This window comes from Pseudomonas sp. S2_A10, from assembly GCF_054668465.1.
On record NZ_CP162773.1, the window covers coordinates 2,864,455 to 2,880,066 of the forward strand.

At 59.7% G+C, this 15,612-nt stretch carries 12 protein-coding genes; 3 read left to right on the forward strand and 9 right to left on the reverse strand.

The features are described 5' to 3' along the window. Window positions 1-45: 45 nt before the first annotated feature. From AB4N41_RS12850 to AB4N41_RS12885, 8 genes are all read right to left on the reverse strand, one after another. Entirely contained in the window at window positions 46-1,026 is a 981-nt protein-coding gene (locus AB4N41_RS12850) for a peptide ABC transporter ATP-binding protein (protein WP_041477953.1), read from the reverse strand. Next, the gene (locus tag AB4N41_RS12855) at window positions 1,026-1,994 is read right to left on the reverse strand and encodes an ABC transporter ATP-binding protein (RefSeq protein ID WP_016771722.1); all 969 of its coding nucleotides are present in this window, start codon (window positions 1,992-1,994) and stop codon (window positions 1,026-1,028) included. The genes AB4N41_RS12850 and AB4N41_RS12855 overlap by 1 nt, the downstream gene beginning before the upstream one ends. A gap of 10 nt (window positions 1,995-2,004) precedes the next feature. Beyond that, window positions 2,005-2,931 carry an ABC transporter permease subunit gene (locus AB4N41_RS12860; protein ID WP_016771721.1) on the reverse strand — a complete coding sequence of 309 codons (927 nt, stop codon included), beginning with the start codon at window positions 2,929-2,931 and terminating at the stop codon, window positions 2,005-2,007. Between the two features lie 11 nt (window positions 2,932-2,942). Further along, entirely contained in the window at window positions 2,943-3,953 is a 1,011-nt protein-coding gene (locus AB4N41_RS12865) for an ABC transporter permease subunit (RefSeq protein ID WP_016771720.1), read from the reverse strand. A 73-nt stretch (window positions 3,954-4,026) separates the two neighbouring features. Further along, window positions 4,027-5,622 (reverse strand): ABC transporter substrate-binding protein, encoded by a 1,596-nt coding sequence (locus AB4N41_RS12870; RefSeq protein ID WP_252877444.1) that lies wholly within the window; start codon window positions 5,620-5,622, stop codon window positions 4,027-4,029. 77 nt (window positions 5,623-5,699) lie between these two features. Next, window positions 5,700-7,136, reverse strand: coding sequence for an OprD family porin (locus tag AB4N41_RS12875; RefSeq protein WP_056782911.1), 1,437 nt, complete (start codon window positions 7,134-7,136; stop codon window positions 5,700-5,702). A 176-nt stretch (window positions 7,137-7,312) separates the two neighbouring features. Continuing rightward, entirely contained in the window at window positions 7,313-8,911 is a 1,599-nt protein-coding gene (locus AB4N41_RS12880; protein WP_122707559.1) for an ABC transporter substrate-binding protein, read from the reverse strand. A 300-nt stretch (window positions 8,912-9,211) separates the two neighbouring features. Then, window positions 9,212-10,837 (reverse strand): ABC transporter substrate-binding protein, encoded by a 1,626-nt coding sequence (locus AB4N41_RS12885; RefSeq protein WP_016771716.1) that lies wholly within the window; start codon window positions 10,835-10,837, stop codon window positions 9,212-9,214. 1,265 nt (window positions 10,838-12,102) lie between these two features. Here AB4N41_RS12885 and AB4N41_RS12890 point away from each other — a divergent pair. After that, on the forward strand, window positions 12,103-12,465 hold the full coding sequence (locus AB4N41_RS12890) for a DUF6124 family protein (protein ID WP_252877445.1): 363 nt from the start codon (window positions 12,103-12,105) through the stop codon (window positions 12,463-12,465). A 169-nt stretch (window positions 12,466-12,634) separates the two neighbouring features. On the opposite strand, the gene AB4N41_RS12895 is transcribed toward AB4N41_RS12890, so the two are convergent. Continuing rightward, the gene (locus AB4N41_RS12895) at window positions 12,635-13,351 is read right to left on the reverse strand and encodes an SIMPL domain-containing protein (protein ID WP_016771714.1); all 717 of its coding nucleotides are present in this window, start codon (window positions 13,349-13,351) and stop codon (window positions 12,635-12,637) included. Between the two features lie 411 nt (window positions 13,352-13,762). On the opposite strand from AB4N41_RS12895, the gene AB4N41_RS12900 reads away from it, so the two are divergent. Further along, window positions 13,763-15,025 carry an ATP-binding protein gene (locus AB4N41_RS12900; RefSeq protein WP_016771713.1) on the forward strand — a complete coding sequence of 421 codons (1,263 nt, stop codon included), beginning with the start codon at window positions 13,763-13,765 and terminating at the stop codon, window positions 15,023-15,025. Continuing rightward, window positions 15,018-15,578 carry a response regulator transcription factor gene (locus tag AB4N41_RS12905; RefSeq protein ID WP_003221630.1) on the forward strand — a complete coding sequence of 187 codons (561 nt, stop codon included), beginning with the start codon at window positions 15,018-15,020 and terminating at the stop codon, window positions 15,576-15,578. Before AB4N41_RS12900 ends, AB4N41_RS12905 begins: the two co-directional genes overlap by 8 nt. Window positions 15,579-15,612: the final 34 nt, after the last annotated feature.

A 15,612-nucleotide genomic window follows, 5' to 3' on the forward strand; every position in this document is an offset into this window, starting at 1 on the left:
CGCCTTCGCGAGCAGGCTCGCTCCCACATGAGATATTTCGTGGGCCTACGCCGCGCCGTCGAGAAACTGCTCGGCGTAGTGGCAAGCCACCTGCCGATTATCCAGCTCACGCAACAGTGGTTCTTCCGTGCTGCAGCGCTCGGTCGCATACGGGCAGCGCTTGTGGAAAGCACAGCCCGGTGGCGGGTTCAGCGGGTTGGGCAGTTCGCCGACGATCTTGATTTTCGGCTTGTTCGGGTCCGGGTGGATGGTCGGGGTCGCCGACAGCAGCGCCTGGGTGTAAGGGTGCAGCGGGCGTTCGTAGATGTCGTTCTTCGGACCCAATTCCACCGGGCGGCCGAGGTACATCACCATCACGTCATCGGCCACGTGCTGGACCACCGCGAGGTTGTGCGAGATGAACACGTAGGCGGTGTTGAACTCCTGCTGCAAATCCATGAACAGGTTCAGCACTTGGGCCTGAATCGATACGTCCAGTGCCGAAGTCGGTTCGTCCGCGACCAGCACTTTCGGTTGCAGCATCATTGCCCGCGCCAGAGCGATACGCTGGCGCTGACCGCCGGAGAACATGTGCGGATAGCGCTGGTAATGCTCGGGCCGCAAGCCGACCTGCTTCATCATCGCCTGGACTTTCTCGCGACGTTCGCTGGCCGACAGCTTGGTGTTGATCAGCAACGGCTCGGCCAATTGATCACCGATTTTCTGCCGTGGGTTCAACGACGCATACGGGCTCTGAAACACCATCTGCACGTCTTTGCGCAGTTGCTTGCGCTCGGCCTTGTCGGCGCCGGCGACTTCCTGGCCGGCGATCTGCAGCGAACCCGACGACGGCTCTTCGATCAGCGTCAGGGCGCGGGCGAGGGTGGATTTGCCGCAGCCCGACTCACCCACTACGGCGAGGGTCTTGCCGGCTTCCAGTTCGAACGACACGCCGTTGAGCGCGCGCACGGTGGCGTGGCCCTTGAACAGGCCACGGGAGACTTCGTAGTGACGGGTCAGGTCGCGGGCGGTAAGTACGACGGCCATTACGCCACCTCCTGGTTCAGCGGGTAGAAGCAGCGGGCGAGGCTGTTGGCTTTCGGATCAAGGCCCGGACGCTGGGTGCGGCAGTTGTCCTGCACATACGGGCAGCGCGGCGACAGCAGGCAACCCTGCGGTCGGTCGTAACGGCCCGGAACGATGCCCGGCAGGGTCGACAGGCGTGAGGCGCCGAGGCTGTGCTCGGGAATCGCCTTGAGCAGCGCTTCGCTGTACGGGTGCGCCGGGATGTCGAACAGTTGCGGCACCTGACCGACTTCCACGGCTTGACCGGCGTACATCACGCAGACGCGCTGGGCAGTTTCCGCCACGACCGCGAGGTCGTGAGTGATCAGCACCAGGCCCATGTTCTGTTCTTTCTGCAACGCCAGCAGCAGATCCATGATCTGCGCCTGAATCGTTACGTCCAGCGCGGTGGTCGGTTCGTCGGCGATCAACAGTTTCGGCTCGCCGGCAATCGCCATGGCGATCGCGACACGCTGGCTCATACCGCCAGACAGTTGATGCGGGTAGGCGTCCATACGGCTGGCGGCGCCCGGGATCTCGACCTTTTCCAGCAGTTCGATGGCACGCTTGCGCGCTTGCTTGCCGGACATTTTCAGGTGCAGGCGCAGCACTTCTTCGATCTGAAAACCGACGGTGTAGCTCGGGTTCAGCGCGGTCATCGGGTCCTGGAAGACCATCGACAGGTCTTTGCCGACGATCTGCCGACGCTGACGGTTGCTCAGTTTGAGCATGTCCTTGCCGTCGAAGCTGAGCGAGTCAGCGGTGACGATGCCGGGGTGCTCGATCAGGCCCATCAGCGCCATCATGGTCACGGATTTACCCGAACCCGACTCGCCAACGATGGCCAGCACTTCGCCTTTGTCGACTTTCAGGTCGAGGCCGTCGACCACCGGGGTCGCGGTCTTGTCGCCGAAGCGGACGTTGAGATTCTTGATTTCTAGCAGTGACATTTGAATCTCCTCAGGCGGCGTTCTTGAGTTTCGGGTCCAGCGCATCGCGCAGGCCGTCGCCCATCAAGTTGATTGCCAGCACGCTGAGCAAAATGGTCAGACCAGGCAGGCTCACCACCCACCAGGCGCGTTCGATGTAGTCGCGGGCCGAGGCCAGCATGGTGCCCCACTCAGGGGTTGGCGGTTGTACGCCGAGGCCGAGGAAGCCCAGTGCGGCGGCATCGAGAATCGCCGAGGAGAAGCTCAGGGTTGCCTGCACGATCAGCGGCGCCATGCAGTTGGGCAGCACGGTGATGAACATCAGACGCGGCAGACCGGCACCGGCCAGACGCGCGGCGGTGACGTAGTCGCGGTTCAGTTCGCCCATGACGGCGGCACGGGTCAGACGCACGTAGGACGGCAGGGAAACCACGGCAATCGCGATCACGGTGTTGATCAGGCCAGGGCCGAGGATGGCGACGATTGCCACGGCCAGCAGCAGCGACGGCAGGGCCAGCATGATGTCCATCAGACGCATGATGGTCGGGCCGACCACTTTCGGGAAGAAACCGGCAAACAGACCCAGCAGGATCCCCGGAATCAGCGACATCACCACCGACGACAAGCCGATCAGCAGCGACAGGCGCGAGCCCTGGATCAGACGCGACAGCAGGTCACGGCCGAGTTCGTCGGTGCCGAGCAGGAACTGCATCTGCCCGCCTTCGAGCCACGCCGGCGGCGTCAGCAGGAAGTCACGGTATTGCTCGCTCGGGTTATGCGGCGCGACCCACGGCGCGAAGATCGCGCAGAAGATGATCAGCAGCATGAACAGCAGGCCGGCAACGGCGCCCTTGTTCTTCGAGAACGCTTGCCAGAATTCTTTGTACGGCGACGGGTACAGCAGGCTTTGATCCACGGCGGACGTGGCGGTGGCTACTGAGGATGTTGGAGTGCTCATGGGTATTGACCTCAGCGCTGATGACGGATGCGTGGGTTGGCAAAGCCGTAGAGGATGTCCACCACGAAGTTGACCAGAATCACCAGGCAGGCGATTAACAGGATGCCGTTTTGCACCACCGGGTAGTCTCGGGCGCCGATGGCTTCGATCAGCCATTTACCGATGCCGGGCCAGGAGAAGATGGTTTCGGTCAGGACCGCACCGGCCAGCAGCGTGCCGACCTGCAGGCCGACCACGGTCAGCACCGGAATCAGCGCATTGCGCAGACCGTGCACGAACACCACGCGCGACGGCGACAGGCCTTTGGCCTTGGCGGTGCGGATGTAGTCTTCGCGCAGCACTTCGAGCATCGACGAACGGGTCATCCGCGCGATTACCGCCAGCGGAATGGTACCGAGCACGATGGCCGGCAGGATCAGGTGGTGCAGGGCGTCGAAGAACGCGCCGACGTCATCGGCCAGCAGCGTGTCGATCAGCATGAAGCCGGTTTTCGGCTCGATGTCATACAGCAGGTCGATGCGCCCGGACACCGGGGTCCAGCCCAGGCTCACCGAGAAGAACATGATCAGGATCAGGCCCCACCAGAAGATCGGCATCGAATAGCCCGCGAGGGAGATGCCCATCACCCCGTGGTCGAACAGCGATCCTCGTTTGAGTGCCGCGATCACCCCGGCCAGAAGCCCGAGGATGCCAGCGAACAGCAGGGCGGCCATGGACAGTTCCAGGGTCGCCGGGAAAAGAGAGGTGAACTCGGTCCACACGCTTTCACGGGTACGCAACGACTCACCGAGATCGCCCTGGGCCAGTTTGCCGATGTAGTCCAGATACTGGGCATACAGCGGCTTGTTCAGCCCCAGGCGTTCCATTGCCTGAGCGTGCATTTCGGGGTCGACCCGACGTTCGCCCATCATCACTTCCACGGGGTCGCCCGGAATCATGCGAATCAACGCGAAAGTCAGCAAGGTGATGCCGAAAAACGTGGGGATCAACAACCCCAGTCGGCGGGCAATAAAACTAAACATCTTGTGTGGTACCTCATCAGCCGGTTAGGCGTGTCCGGCGTCCCTCAGGTAAGGGACGCCGGGCGTTTCTTATCTACTTCACCTGGGTGGTGGCGAAGTTATTAGTGGTGAGAGGGCTGATGTGGTAGCCCTCTACATTGTTGCGCATTGCAGTGAACATCCGAGTATGGGCCATGCTGATCCATGGCTGGTCCTGATTAAACAGCACTTGAGCCTGTTCGTAGAGCGCGGCGCGTTCGGCCGGATCTACTTTAGCCCGCGCTTCATCCAGCAGTGCCTGGAATTTCTCGTTGCACCAGCGTGCGTAGTTTTCGCCGTTCTTGGCGGCCTCGCAACTGAGCATAGGCGTCAGGAAGTTATCCGGGTCGCCGTTGTCGCCCGCCCATCCGGCCGAGACCATGTCGTGCTCGCCGGCCTTGGCGCGCTTGAGCATTTCGCCCCATTCCATCACGCGGATGTCGATCTTGATCCCGACTTTCGCCAGGTCAGCCTGCATCATCTGCGCACCGAGCATCGGGTTGGGGTTGGTCGGACCGCCGCCGTTGCGGGTGAACAGGGTGAAGGTGGTGCCTTCCGGAACCCCGGCTTCCTTGAGCAGCGCGCGCGCCTTGTCGAGGTCGCGTGGCGGGTTTTTCAGATCATGGTTGTAGCCGAGCAGGGTCGGCGGGTAAGGGTTGACCGCCACCGACGCGTTACCCTTGCCGAACAGCGCGTTGACGTAGGCTTCCTTGTCGAACGCGATGTCGATGGCTTTGCGCACGCGTACGTCGCTCATGTACTTGTGCTGGGTGTTCATGGCGATGTACGAAACGGTCATCGCGTCCAGCTCGTCGACTTTCAGGTTGCTGTCTTTCTTGATGCTCGGGATGTCATCCGGTTTCGGATACAGCGCGACCTGGCACTCGTTGGCCTTGAGCTTTTGCAGGCGCACGTTGTTGTCGGTGGCGATCGCCAGGATCAACGCGTCGGCCGGTGGCTTGCCACGGAAATAATCCGGGTTGGCCTTGAAGCGCACCTGCGCATCCTTGGCGTAGCGCTGGAAGATGAACGGGCCGGTGCCGATCGGCTTGTTGTTCAGATCGCCGGTCTTGTTGGCCTTGAGCAACTGGTCGGCGTATTCGGCCGGGTAGATCGACGAGAACGCCATGGCGATGTCGGCCAGGAACGGCGCTTCGCGACGGGTCAGGGTGAACTTGACCGTATTGTCGTCGATTTTTTCTACGCTTTTCAGCAGTTCCTTGAAGCCCATGCTTTCAAAGTACGGGAAGCCTACGCTCGACAGTTTGTGCCACGGGTGATTCGGGTCCAGCTGACGCTGGAAGCTCCAGACCACGTCGTCGGCATTCATGTCGCGGGTCGGCTTGAAATATTCGGTGGTGTGAAACTTGACGCCTTTGCGCAGGTGGAACGTGTAGGTCAGGCCGTCTTCGCTGATGTCCCAAGACTCGGCGAGCGCCGGGATCACCTCGGTGGTGCCGGGTTTGAAATCGGCCAGGCGGTTGAAGATGGTTTCGGCCACAGCGTCCGCCGTGACTGCAGTTGTGTACTGGACCATATCGAAGCCTTCCGGGCTGGCTTCGGTGCAGACCACCAAGGGTTTGGCCGAGGCGCCGACAGCGACACTCAGCAACGCAGCCGCGATGGCCGCACGTAGGGGAAGCATTTTCATCGATAACCCTCTGCAATCGGTTGAAGACAGAAAACCGAACGGCCGACTCATCATGAGTCAGCCGTCGGTTGGCGTTTTTACAGAATGTTGAACGGGATGGTGGTTACGAGACGGAACTCGTTGATGCTGCCGTCCGATTGGAACTCGCTCGCACGGTGGGCTGTGTAGGTGCCGCGAATCGTGGTGGCTTTCAGAGGACCGCTTTGTACCGCATAGGTCGCACCGATGCCGTATTCATAGTGGTGCTCGCCATCCTGTTCCTGGATGCCGTCGTAGCCTTTGCCTTCAACGCCTTTGTTGCCGTTGTAGTGCGTGCCATCGATTCCCCAGCCGCGAGCTTGATAGATGTTGAATTTCAGGCCCGGCACACCGTACTCGGCCATATTGATGGCGTATGAAACCTGGAAGGATTTCTCGTTCGGGCCGTTGAAGTCCGACAGCAGGGAGTTGGCTAGGTAGATACCGTTAGTCTCGTGCAGGTAATCGAAGTACTCGTTACCGTTTACTTGCTGGTAGGAGAAGGTCAGGTTATGCGCTTGGTGGGTCAGTCCGAACGACAGCGAGTAGGTGTCGTTGTCGATGTCGCCCAGCAGCTTCTTACCTTCGTCGACGGTTTTGTAGTAGTTGAAACCGGTAGTCAGGGCGAGGACGCTGCTGTCACCCAGTTCATGGGTGGCGCCGAAGTAGTACTGGTTCCACAGATCTTCAACTTGCGTGCCCCATAGACTGGTTTTCAGACTTTCGAGCGGCTGATAGCTGATACCGGCGGTGTTGACCTTGTCGGATTCGACACGGCCGTTGGCATACTCGGCGCGGAATTTCTGCAGGCTTTGTTCCGATCGTGGCGAGACGCGATCAAAAGTGGCCAAGTCGAAGGACAGATTGTTCAACTCTTCACTGTGCAGGGAGACACCCTCGAAGCTCGAAGGCAGTGCACGGTTGCCGATCACGTCGACCTGCGGGCTGCTGAAGCTCATACGACCGGCAGTCAGAGTGGTGTTGGAAACGCGCGCCTTGATGTTGGCAAGGCCTACCTTGCTCCACTGATCTACGGCTTCACCGTTATTCTTGTGCGTCAGGGTGCGGTTGTTACCCGATCCCACGCCCGTCTTTGGGGCGCCGCCATTTCCGGAAGCCAGATTTTCACGATCACGTTCAAGCGCAATTGCATTATATGCCGCAACTTCGGTGCTGATACCTACAGTGCCCTCGGTGAAACCCGAGTTGTACTTGACGATGGTCCCTTGCACCCAGTTGATCCGACGGTCAGTTTCGGCCGGAGAACCATTTTTTTTATAGGAGAATTTGCCGCCGCGCTTCAGTTGCTCGTTGGCGTACCAGTTACGTGTCGTACCGGTGATCGACTGTCCTTCGACGAACCCAGTGGCCTCAGCCTGGGCGCTTTTGGTGTTGACGGTCACCGGGGTGAACGCCTGGCTCTGGGTTTCCGCATAAGCCGTGGCGGTGATGCTGCTGATGGCCAGAGCCAGTATCGCGGTGCTGCTCAGTTTCATGGGTGAAGCTCCTTTACTTTCTTTTTATCCCGGCTTTTTTTGGTATGCCGGTTATTGGTTTAGAACTCGTTCACACATCGCAAACGTTTGCAAAAAGCCGGATTGGCGAATTTAGGCAAAGCGCTTGCGTGAGGGGAGTAGACGGCTCCCCTCAGCATTGCGGCTAATCGGTTGGGTTAATCGATACTGACACCCGAGAACACGTTGCGGCCGAACGGGCTGACTTTGAATCCTTCGACCCGGGTGCTTAACGGCTGGTTGACCGTCGAGTGGGCGACAGGCGTGATCGGCACTTGCTGTTTAAGCAATTGCTGGGCCTGTTTATAAAGCACGGTGCGCTGGTCGCGGTCGGTGACGACCTTGGCCTGTTTGATCAGCTTGTCGTAAGCCGGATCGCACCACATGGAGTAGTTGTTGCCGCCGATGGCGTCACAGCTGTACAGCGTGCCCAGCCAGTTGTCCGGATCCCCGTTGTCACCGGTCCAGCCAATCAGGCTGACGTCGTGCTCGCCGTTCTTGGTGCGCTTGATGTACTCGCCCCATTCGTAACTGACGATCTTCACTTTCAGACCGATCTTGGCCCAGTCGGACTGGAGCATTTCGGCCATCAGTTTGGCGTTCGGGTTGTACGGACGCTGCACCGGCATTGCCCACAGGGTGATCTCGGTGCCTTCTTTCACGCCGGCAGCCTTGAGCAGTTCCTTGGCTTTTTCCGGGTTGTAGGCGGCGTCCTTGATCGTGTCATCGTAGGACCACTGGGTCGGCGGCATGGCGTTGACGGCCAGTTGGCCGGCGCCTTGATAAACAGCGTTGAGAATTCCCTGTTTATTCACCGCCATGTCCAGTGCCTGACGCACTTCGAGTTGATCGAACGGCTTGTGGCGCACGTTGTAGGCGATGTAGCCGAGGTTGAAGCCCGGCTTGGAAATCAGTTGCAATTTCGGGTCGGCCTTCAGCGCTTCAACATCGGCGGGGCGCGGGTGCAGGGTGATCTGGCACTCGTTGGCCTTGAGCTTCTGCACACGTACCGAGGCGTCGGTGTTGATCGCGAAAATCAGGTTCTTCAGCTTGACCCGGCTCGGATCCCAGTACTGCGGGTTACCGGTGTAACGGATGTTCGAGTCTTTCTGGTAGCTCTTGAACACGAACGGCCCGGTGCCGATCGGCTTCTGGTTGATGTCGCTCGGCTTGCCGTCGGCCAGCAGTTTGTCGGCGTATTCGGCAGACAGAATGGCGGCGAAGCTCATGGCGATGTTCTGGATGAACGCGGCGTCAACACTGTTGAGCGTGAACTCCACGGTCAGCGGCCCGGTCTTCTCGACCTTGGCGATGTTCTTGTTCAGGCTCATCCCGTTGAAGTACGGAAACTCGGTGGGATAGGCCTTGCGGAACGGCTGTTGCGCATCGAGCATGCGATTGAACGTGAACAGCACGTCGTCGGCGTTGAAATCGCGGCTCGGCTTGAAGTAAGGGGTTGTGTGAAATTTCACGCCTTCACGCAGGTGAAAGGTGTATTTCAGGCCATCTTCGGAAATGTCCCACTTGGTTGCCAGACCGGGTACGACATTGGTCGCGCCTTTTTCGAACTCCACCAGGCGGTTGTACAGCGGCTCGGCGGCGTCGTTGTCGGTGGCCGTCGTGTATTGCGCGGTATCGAAACCCGCCGGGCTGCCTTCCGAGCAAAACACCAGGCTGTCGCTGGCGGCGTAGCTTGCAGACGTGGCGGCCAACAGGCCGGCGCCCAACAGTGCGGAAAAAATCAAGGTATGGCGCATGACGCTCCCTCTTTTTAGTGTTGTGCAATGCGTCAGGGTCCCTATCCCGGGACTTTCTGGTCGCATTGAGCTCAATCCAATACGTACGGCAAAACCGGTGGCCCACGCAGACACTGGTCAGTACGCGACGGTAGGCACCGTGCCTCTGGCAGTAAATACGTAATTGCCTTAATGCTCGTAGGAAAAGTCGACGCGCCTATACCGAAGCAATCATCTGCGGCGGATTTGGGTGTAGGCCTTTTCCTTTTTTCCCGGTAGATAAAGCAACGGCGACGTCAGAAACGCCGCCGTTGCAATGTCTTACTTGCTGACGCTGACGCCGTAGAAGGAATTCAGGCCAAATGGGCTGATCTTGAAATCCTGCACGTTGGCGCGCATGGGTTGATACACCGTCGAGTGAGCGATAGGTGTCATTGGAACTGCATCTTTGAGGACGTGTTGCGCCTGTTTGTACAGCTCGGTGCGCTTGCCCTGGTCGGTAGTGCGTTTGGCTTCTTTCACCAGGCCGTCGAACTTCTTGTCGCACCACTTGGAGAAGTTGTTGCCGCTCAGCGAGTCGCAGCCGAACAGAACGTTGAGCCAGTTGTCCGGATCACCATTGTCACCGCTCCAGCCAATGATCATGGCCTGGTTCTCGCCACCTTTGGAACGCTTGATGTACTCGCCCCACTCGTAGCTGGTGATCTTCACTTTCAAGCCGATCTTGGCCCAGTCGGACTGGAGCATTTCAGCCATCAGTTTGGCGTTCGGGTTGTACGGACGCTGCACCGGCATCGCCCACAGGACGATCTCGGTACCTTCCTTGACGCCGGCTTCCTTGAGCAGCTGTTTGGCTTTCTCAGGGTCGTACTTGGCATCCTTGATCGTGGTGTCGTAGGACCACTGGGTCGGTGGCATGGCGTTGACCGCCAGTTGGCCGGCGCCCTGGTAAACCGAATCGATGATCTGCGGCTTGTTCACGGCCATGTCCAGCGCCTGGCGCACACGCAGGTCAGCCAGTGGGTTGGCCTCGTTGCTGCCCTTGACCTTGTCCATCACGTTGTAAGCGATGTAGCCCAGGTTGAAGCCAGCCTGATCCGGCATCTTCAGGGACTTGTCTTCTTTCAGCGCTTTCAGATCGGCCGGACGCGGGAACAGGGTGACCTGGCACTCGTTCTTTTTCAGCTTCTGGATACGCACCGACGGGTCGGTGGTGATGGCGAAGATCAGGTTGTCGATCTTCACGTCTTCAGGTTTCCAGTAATCCTTGTTGCCGGTGTAACGGATGTTCGAGTCTTTCTGGTAGCTCTTGAACACGAACGGGCCGGTGCCGATCGGCTTCTGGTTGATGTCGGCGGCTTTGCCATCCTTGAGCAGTTGGGCCGCGTATTCGGCGGACTGCACGGACGCGAAGCTCATGGCCATGTTCTGGATGAACGCGGCGTCGACTTCTTTCAGGGTGAACTTGACGGTGTGGTCGTCGACTTTATCGATCTTGGTGATGTTGGTATCCATCCCCATGTCGGTGAAGTACGGGAATTCGGTCGGGTACGCCTTACGGAACGGGTCATCCTTGTTAATCATGCGATTGAAGGTGAACAGCACGTCGTCGGCGTTGAACTCACGAGTCGGCTTGAAATACGGGGTGGTGTGGAACTTGACGCCTTCACGCAGGTGGAAGGTGTAGGTCAGGCCATCGTCGGAAATGTCCCACTTGGTCGCCAGGCCAGGAATCACGGCGGTGCCGCCGCGCTCGAACTGGGTCAGGCGGTTGAACATGGTTTCGGCTGAGGCGTCGAAGTCGGTTCCGGTGGTGTACTGGCCTGGATCAAAACCGGCCGGGCTCCCTTCGGAGCAGAACACCAGGTTAGTCGCAGCGGTGGCGAAAGGTGCGGAGGCTAACAAGCCTGCGCCGACTAGAAACGGAATGACCGCGTGTTTAAGCATGTTGGCCTCATGATTTGTTGTCATTTTTTAGTTGTGAGGTACGACCTCGTGAGTCGTGCCTGCGGATACTTATGCAGGCCCCATACCCAATGCAAGATCCAGAGCAGTCGGCGGCGTTAAACGGTGGCACGAACGTACCTTAATGTCGCATCCGTATAACTTTTGACGCATTTGACCGTTTGCGGGTGGTTTTTGCGGTGCATTCGGGGCACTGAAATGGTGCGCTGAAGGTGTCGGGTGCGCTTGGGTGGGGCTTGGTGTTACTTATTTATACCCTTTGGGATGGGCGGGGTTGAGGGATTTTCGCGGTGGGCTTTGGTGGGGTGGATTGGGGCAGGGATTGGGGAGTTTTACTTGGTGCAACTGGGTGTTTCGATTGGTGGCACCTTGGCGGCCTTTGGGCCGACCAGGCTCTTGGGTTTTGGGTGTATATCCGTTTCTGCGGGTGTTGCGGATTGCGGTTCCGCCCTTACGGCGGGTCACCTTTTTCAAACGCCAAAAAGGTAACCGAAAAGGCTTGCTCCTGCGTTCGGCCCTCGCAGGCTCGGGTTCCTTCGCTGCGGGACTGATCCGGGCGCAGCGGCTCCGGTTTGCTTCGCTGCACCTCCTTCCGCTGTGTTCGACTTCGTCGAACGGTCGCTGCGCTCCCACACCCGGATCAATCCCTCCACTCAGCCTTCCGACGTCGCCGGTGGATCAAGATCAAGAGCAGGCGAGCTGACACTCGGCCTATTGAGTGGTGAAGAGCGGGTGTTCGGCGTTATTTTTGTTGTGGATTTGCCCCTCACCTCAGCCCTCTCCCCGAGGAGAAGGGGCTGATTTGTGTGCTTTTCAAATCCTGAGTTCAACTCGGAGTTTCACGTTGGCGTACCTCCCCCAAACACCTCGGTCAGTCCCCTCTCCCTCTGGGAGAGGGTTAGGGTGAGGGTTTGCTTTTTTGCTGTTTAAATCCGCTGCGAAACAGCCAGAACCTTCCCACAAGGTTTTCAGGTTGTCCGTCGGACGTGCGCTCTCTAGGCTTGGGTCGTCGCTGGTTGTTCAGCGATCGGGTGTGAGAACCCGACATTCATAGTCATTCAGTGCCCAGATCCGCATAATTGCCGCCAGCAAGTTTGCTGCCTGCAAGTGCGTTATGGCGGCTCTGTGCGGGCGGGCTTATGTCCGGCCGGGTGCCTATGACCGGTTTTCTCACCCCGCACAAAGCTGCCACCTCTTCGTCGTGTGAGAAACGGCATCGAGATGGCTCAACCTCATAGGTGAAGCGCATGAGCAAACCAGTCCCCGACCCACCCGAAGAAACCTCAACCCCCCTCGAAGCCGCGCTGCGTGCCGACGATCTCGCGAAGAACCGCGAAGCCATCAAGCGTGCCCTCGATTTCTATCTCTGCCCGCCACCCGGCAAACCCCATCAGGCCAGCACGATGTTTCTGGTCCGGCCCGACATCGACACCGAAAGCCTGCTGGCTCACGCCTGTGAGTCCCTTGCTTCAGCCAATACGCTGGCCAGCGATTTTGCCGATCAGCTTGGTAGGCCGCAGCGCAATACGGCGCTGGCGATTCAGCAGATCATCATGCTGGCGGAGCTGGCGGTGAATCGGGCGCTGGATCGGGTTGATCCGCACGCTTGAGATCGCGTCATCGTTCTTCGCGAGCAGGCTCGCTCCCACATGGAAATGCGTTCAACCTGTGGGAGCGAGCCTGCTCGCGATAGCGGTGGATCCTTCACTACAAAACCCGGACACAAAAAAACCGGCAACCATTTGCTGATTGCCGGTCCTTCATTCAGCCAAGCTCAAATCACTGCATCAACACTTCAATCGAGCCATCAGCGGTCATGCTGACCTGACTGGTGCCGGCTTCAACTTCCGGGGTCACCGGGGCGGAATCCATGGCCGCGGCTTTCATCATCATCGGCGCGCGCAGGTACGGTTGTGGGTAACCGTTGCTGTTGAGGTTCAGGTTGACGATTTTGTAGCCCTTGCCGCCCAGGGCGTCGGTGGCCAGTTGGGCGCGGGTCTTGAAGGCGGTGACGGCTTCTTTGAGCAACTGGTCTTCGCTGGCCTTGCGGGTCGGGTCGGCGATGGCGAAGTCCATGCCGCCCATTTTCAGGTCGGTCAGCAGCTCGCCGGTGAGTTTTGACAGGGCGGCGAAGTCGGTGCTTTCCAGGCGCAGTTCGGCGCGTTCGCGCCAGCCGGTGATCTTCTGGCCTTTGGTGTCGTAGATCGGATAGCTGTTGCGGCTGCCCGTGCGCAGGGTGATGTCTTTGACTTGTTTGGCCTGGGCGGTGGCCTTGTTCATGGTGGTGCTGATGGCGGCGGCGAGTTTGGCCGGGTCGGTGTTCTGCTCTTCGGTGTAGAGCGTCACGATCATCTGGTCGCGGGCCACTTCCTGGCTGACTTCGGCGCGCAGGGAAATCTGGTTGTAGTGCAGCTCATCGGCGGCCAGCGCCGGAAGGCTGGCGACGCTGCCGACGGTCAGGGCGAGGAGGGCGGCGCTGCGGCGAAATGTGTGCATGAAGGCTCCTTGAATGAGGCGCAGGTGATGGGTCGCGGCCTGCGTGAACCATCAGACTCTAACTTCTATGATCCGGTTCGCCCAGTTACAACTTCTATACAGATACCTGCGCGCAGTGGGGAGTGCTTCTGTGGCGAGGGGATTTATCCCCGATCGGCTGCGCAGCAGGCGCAAATCCGGCTGATACGGTATTTCTGGTTAAATGAGGTCGCATGATTTGGGGGCGGCTCCGCCACCCAGCGGGGATAAATCCCCTCGCCACAATTGATCTCCAATAGCCCTCGGAATCTTCTTCAACTCAGATGAATTCTCCATCGTCGCCATGTGGTCGTTTGCCGCACTTTCGCCTCTGAACCCCGCGCCTTGGTTATACTCCGTGCGATCCGCCTGGAGCGCTCATCAGGAGAGCTCATGCTCGCCCCCGTACAACTGACTTCCGCCACTCGCCAGAACCTCTGGCGGCTGACTTTCATCCGCACACTTGTGCTCGCCGCGCAGGCCGGGTCCGTGGGTCTGGCCTACTGGCTGCAATTGCTGCCGTTGCCGTGGGTGCAATTGGCGATGACCCTGGGCTGTTCGATTCTGCTCTGCGTGTTCACTGCCGTGCGCCTGCGCACATCGTGGCCGGTGACCGAGCTCGAATACGCGCTGCAACTGGCCTGCGATCTGGTGATTCACAGTGCGCTGCTGTATTTCTCCGGCGGTTCGACCAACCCCTTCGTTTCCTATTATCTGGTGCCGCTGACCATCGCGGCGGTGACCTTGCCGTGGCGTTATTCGGTGATTCTGTCCGGTATCGCGCTGGCGCTGTACACGCTGATGCTGACGCGTTTCTATCCGCTGGAAACCCTGCCGGTCGCCCGTGAGAATCTGCAGATCTACGGCATGTGGCTGAGCTTTGCCCTGGCTGCTGCGGTCATCACGTTCTTCGCCGCGCGTATGGCTGAAGAGCTGCGCCGGCAGGAAGAATTGCGCGCGATCCGCCGGGAGGAAGGGCTGCGTGATCAGCAGCTGCTCGCCGTTGCGACCCAGGCCGCCGGTGCGGCGCATGAATTGGGCACACCGCTGGCGACCATGAGCGTGTTGCTCAAGGAAATGCAGCAGGATCACCCCGATGCACTGCTGCAGGACGATCTGAAAGTGCTGCAGGATCAGGTCAAGCTGTGCAAGGAAACCTTGCAGCAACTGGTCCGTGCCGCCGAGGCCAATCGGCGTCTGGCGGTGGAGATGCAGGACGTTACCGACTGGCTCGACGAAGCGCTGAACCGCTGGCACCTGATGCGCCCGGAAGCCAGTTATCGCTTCCAGCGTCTCGGTCAGGGGGCGGTGCCGCGCATGGCGCCGCCGCCGGATCTGACCCAGGCATTGCTGAATCTGCTCAACAATGCAGCCGACGCCTGCCCGGAAAATCTCCAGGTGACCCTCGACTGGGACGCAGAGACTTTGACGATCAGCATTCGCGACCACGGCGCCGGTGTGCCGCTGGCCATCGCCGAGCAGATCGGCAAGCCGTTTTTTACCACCAAGGGCAAAGGTTTCGGCCTGGGCCTGTTTTTGAGCAAGGCCAGCGTGACACGCGCCGGCGGCTCAGTGAAACTCTATAGTCATGAGGAAGGCGGCACGCTCACCGAGCTGCGCCTGCCCCACGGCGCCCGAGGAGACCAACATGAGTGACGAAATCCAAGTCGAAGGCGAAGAACTGCCGCATCTGCTGCTGGTCGACGACGACGCGACCTTCACCCGCGTCATGGCCCGCGCCATGGCCCGTCGTGGCTTTCGCGTCAGCACTGCCGGTTCCGCTGAAGAAGGCCTGACCATCGCCCAGGCCGATCTGCCTGATTACGCTGCGCTGGACCTGAAAATGGACGGCGACTCCGGTCTGGTCCTGCTGCCCAAGCTGCTGGAACTCGATCCGGAAATGCGCGTGGTGATCCTCACCGGTTATTCGAGCATTGCCACGGCAGTCGAGGCGATCAAGCGTGGCGCCTGCAACTACCTGTGCAAACCCGCCGATGCCGACGACGTGCTGGCCGCGCTGCTGTCTGAGCACGCCGATCTCGACAGTCTGGTGCCGGAAAACCCGATGTCGGTCGATCGTCTGCAATGGGAGCACATCCAGCGCGTGCTCACCGAGCACGAAGGCAATATTTCCGCCACGGCCCGCGCGCTGGGCATGCACCGCCGCACCTTGCAGCGCAAACTGCAGAAGCGCCCGGTGCGTCGCTGAACCTGCGCTGAACGACTATCGCCAGCCCTCGCGA